General features: G+C 72.5%; 5 protein-coding genes and 1 pseudogene. 4 read left to right on the top strand and 2 right to left on the bottom strand.

The window, feature by feature from the left end; genetic code table 11:
- Positions 1–223: 223 nt before the first annotated feature.
- Positions 224–436, top strand: a pseudogene (locus ACWD3C_RS48075) (TetR/AcrR family transcriptional regulator); the annotation flags it as partial.
- Positions 437–462: 26 nt separating this feature from the next.
- On the opposite strand, the gene ACWD3C_RS48070 reads toward ACWD3C_RS48075, so the two are convergent.
- On the bottom strand, positions 463–591 hold the full coding sequence (locus ACWD3C_RS48070; RefSeq protein ID WP_451155087.1) for a hypothetical protein: 129 nt from the start codon (positions 589–591) through the stop codon (positions 463–465).
- Between the two features lie 206 nt (positions 592–797).
- On the opposite strand from ACWD3C_RS48070, the gene ACWD3C_RS48065 reads away from it, so the two are divergent.
- Complete coding sequence (locus ACWD3C_RS48065; RefSeq protein ID WP_451155085.1) at positions 798–926, top strand: hypothetical protein; 129 nt, start codon at positions 798–800, stop codon at positions 924–926.
- 50 nt (positions 927–976) lie between these two features.
- The gene (locus tag ACWD3C_RS48060) at positions 977–1,231 is read left to right on the top strand and encodes a hypothetical protein (protein ID WP_451155083.1); all 255 of its coding nucleotides are present in this window, start codon (positions 977–979) and stop codon (positions 1,229–1,231) included.
- Positions 1,232–1,610: 379 nt separating this feature from the next.
- On the opposite strand, the gene ACWD3C_RS48055 is transcribed toward ACWD3C_RS48060, so the two are convergent.
- Positions 1,611–2,537, bottom strand: a complete 927-nt coding sequence (locus tag ACWD3C_RS48055; protein WP_451155080.1) for an NADP-dependent oxidoreductase — start codon at positions 2,535–2,537, stop codon at positions 1,611–1,613.
- Positions 2,538–2,682: 145 nt separating this feature from the next.
- On the opposite strand from ACWD3C_RS48055, the gene ACWD3C_RS48050 reads away from it, so the two are divergent.
- Positions 2,683–3,717 (top strand): GlxA family transcriptional regulator, encoded by a 1,035-nt coding sequence (locus ACWD3C_RS48050; protein WP_451155082.1) that lies wholly within the window; start codon positions 2,683–2,685, stop codon positions 3,715–3,717.
- Positions 3,718–3,908 lie beyond the last annotated feature (191 nt).

Here is a 3,908-nt window from a genome sequence, read left to right as displayed (position 1 = left end):
ATCTGCTTGAACTCACCGGCGCGGATCTTCTCATCCAGCGGGTTCAGTCCGGCGGCCTCCACCCGGACGAGCACGTCGTGCTCCCCCACGGTGGGCTCGGGGACGTCCGCCTCCTGCAGCGGCTCCTTGTACTTGGCGACGACGAACGCTCGCATGGGGCGCCACTCCTTGTCTTCATCCTGTTTATCCAGGCGTGAGGCCAGATCAGCCAATTCGGCGTGACATGGGGCCTCGCCTCACTCCATCAATCCGATTGCACTCAACTATGAGTCTGCTCAGGATTATTTTCAAGGGAGGTCCCATGGGACGCGGCCACATGCCGATCGGGCGCCGCGAGCGGGCCAAACAGGCCAAGCGCGAGCGCATCATGACCGCAGCCCGCGAACTGTTCGCCGAACACGGCGTCAGCGGGGTCACGACACAGCAGATCGCCCACCGGGCCGACGTCGCGAACGGCACTCTTTACCTGTACGCGTCCACGAAGGCCGAGTTGCTGATCATGGTGCAGAACGAGAAGTTCGCCGCCGCCATCGACGTCGGCCTCGCGGCCGCGAACGCCACCGTCGGACAGGGCGCGCTGGAGCCGGTCATCGCTCTCCTCCGTCCCGTGGTGGAGTGCCTGAGGGAGCACACTGAGAAACGGCCGCGCATACCTGCGCGAACTCGTCTTCGGCGACCCGGCCGAGCCCTACCGGCAAGCGGGTCTAGCCCTTGCCGGCCGTCTCGAGGACGGCGTCACCGGCCTGCTCACCCGCGACGAGTACATCGATGCCGCCGACGCGGCGACGCTGGCGCGGGTGATCACCGCGATCATCCACATCAGCACCACCGCCACCCTGTACCTGCACCGCAGCGACGAAGCCGTCCTCGCCGACATCCGCGACCAGATCCACGCCACCCTGACGCCCCACCACCGCGCCACATGACCACTCGCTCCACGAGCCAACCATCGAACACCCTGGAAAGGGGGCACGTCATGAGCGCGCACTACGACGTCATCGTCCTCGGTGCCGGCTCGAGCGGGTACGTCGCCGCGATCCGCGCCGCGCAATTCGGCAAGAACATCCAGTCCGGCAGTGCGGACAACGGACAGCCGCAAACCCTGTCCATAACTTCGGTTCCGGCGGGCTACCGGCAGGCGGGGCGGACCGCGGTGGAGGAGCGGGGGAGCGGCGTGGCCGCATCGCGGGTCGAGGCGGTCCGAGGCGGTCCGGCGGGCGGGTGCCGCTGACGGGCGGCCGACGAGGCCGCCGTCCTCGGCACCGAGGGCGTCCTGGGCCCGCAACGCGCCCTCCCCGGTGCCACATACCGGCCGCGAGCACCCGCCGGCAGCAGCAGGCCCCGGCCACCACCGAAGACACCCCTCCGGCGCGAGCCGCAGCCCTGCCTCCGCCCCCGTGCGAGCCGCCGCCCCGGCCGTCACCGAAGCACCCCCGCGAGCCGCAGCCCCGCCCCCTCCGAAGCCCCGAGCCGCAGTTCCGTCCTGTCCGGCCGTGCCCGCAGGTCCGTCCCGTCCCGTTCGGCCGCGCCCGGAGCCCCGGGACCGGTCGGTCCCGGGGCTCCAGTCCCGCTCCACCTGCCCGCAGCCGACCCGGCCGGGGCGGCCGGCGTCAGGCGACGCTCAGGACGATCTTCCCGGTGGTGCGGCCCTGCTCGCCGATCTCGTGCGCCTTCGCGGCCTCGGCCAGCGGGACGACGGTCTCGACCACGGGCGTGAGCGCGCCCCGCTCGGCCAGGGCGGCGATCTCGCGCAGACCCAGGTGGTCGGGCTCGACCAGCATCCACACCGCCCGCACGTGGCCGGGGACGTCGGCGGGGACGTCGTCGGGGCCGGGCAGGGTGATCAGCCGGCCGCCCGGGCGCAGCACCGTCAGGGACCGCTCGGCGTTCTGGCCGCCGAGCCCGTCCAGCACCACGTCCACGTCCCCGACGGCGTCCTCGAAGCGGACCGTGCGGTAGTCGATCACCTCGTCCGCGCCCAGCTGCCGCAGCAGGTTGTGCTTGCCGGCGCTGGCCGTGCCGATGACGTACGCGCCGCGGGCCTTGGCGATCTGCACGGCCAGGTGGCCGACCCCGCCGGCCGCCGCGTGCACCAGCACCCGCTCACCGGCGCGCACCCCGGCGGTGTCCACCAGGGCCTGCCAGGCGGTCAGCGCGGCCAGCGGCAGCGCCGCCGCCTGCACGTGGGTGAGGTTCGCCGGCTTGGGCGCGAGGTGGCGGGCCGGGGCGACGACGTACTCGGCGTAGGCGCCGGCCTGCCGCGGGAACAGCGGCATGCCGTACACCTCGTCCCCGGGGCGGAACATCCCCACGCCCGGTCCGACGGCCTCCACGGTGCCGGAGACGTCCCAGCCGACCGCCGGGACCTCGCCCCACTCGATCAGGGCCCCGCTGGCCCGGGTCTTGAAGTCCACCGGGTTCACACCGGCCGCGTGGACCCGCACCAGGACCTCGTTCAGTCCCGGCTCGGGCCGGGCGACCTCACGCTCCACGAGCACCTCCGGTCCGCCCCACTGCTCCACGACCACCGCACGCATGCTGTCCGCCTCACTCTTTTCCGTCTTGATCGGATACCGGCCGCCCGGGCCCTTCCCGGCGCGACGCAGTCCACGATCCGGCACCCGCCCCCACCATGGTGTTGGCCGTCTGGCCACTATGTGACAGGATCTGGCCATGAGCGAGATGCAGTGGCCGTGCACCGACCCCCGCCTTGACCCGAGCGCCGACGCGGCCGGGCGGCACCGCATCGCCGTCCTCGCCCTGCCCGGCGTCCCGCCCTTCGAACTCGGCATCCCCTCCCGCGTCTTCGGCAGCGTCCTGGACGCCGGCTCACGCCCGCTGTACGAGGTCACCGTCTGCACCGCCGACGGCGCCCCGGTCCTCAGCGACGCCGGGTTCACCGTGCAGCCCGCGGCCGGTCCCGAGGCCCTGGCCGCCGCGGACACCGTGATCGTCCCGCCCACGCACGCCATGCCCGAGCTGGGCCGCGGCGGCCCGCTGCCGCCCGAGGTCACCGCGGCCATCGCCGGCATCCGGCCCGGCACCCGCCTGGTGTCCATCTGCACCGGCTCCTACGTCCTGGCCGCCGCGGGCCTCCTCGACGGCCGGCCCGCCACCACCCACTGGCACCTCGCCCCCGAGTTCCGCCGCGCCTACCCCCGCGTCAAGGTCGACGAGGAGGTCCTCTTCGTCGACGACGGCGACGTCCTGACCTCCGCGGGCGTCGCCGCCGGCGTCGACCTGTGCCTGCACATGATCCGCCGCGACCACGGCGCCGCCGCCGCCAACCGCGCCGCCCGCATGTGCGTCGTCCCGCCCTGGCGGGACGGCGGCCAGGCCCAGTACATCGACCGCCCGGTGCCCGAACCCACCGTCGCCACCACCACCGCCACCCGCGCCTGGGCCCTGGAACACCTCGGCGAACCCCTCTCCCTGAACCGCCTGGCCGAACACGCCCGGATGAGCCTGCGCTCCTTCACCCGCCGCTTCCGCGACGAGGTCGGCATGACCCCCGTGCAGTGGCTCACCGCGCAACGCCTGGAACTGGCCAAGCAGTTGCTGGAGACCACCGACCAGTCCATCGACCTGGTCGCCCACCGCTGTGGCTTCGGCTCCGCCAACTCCCTGCGCGCCCACATGCGCACCGCCTTCGGTGTCTCACCCGCCTCCTACCGCCGCACCTTCCATACCGACGACCTGGTGGAAGCGGGCGTCTGAGAAGCCGTATCTCAACCGATCTTGGAACGTGTGGATCGAACGGCGTTCCTGGTCGGGTGATCTTCCGGCGGTACGCGCATGAAGGCAGGGCCTCCTGGTACTGAGGTTGAACTCGCAGTGGCGGGCCGGTAGATCATCCGGCGCCCATGAGTAATCCGGTCTCGGTGAGGCAGCCGTCGATCAGCTCTGCC

Source organism: Streptomyces sp. NPDC002845, assembly GCF_053591955.1.
The sequence above is the reverse complement of the archived record's forward strand: the minus strand, read 5'-3'. Positions and strand labels throughout refer to the sequence as shown.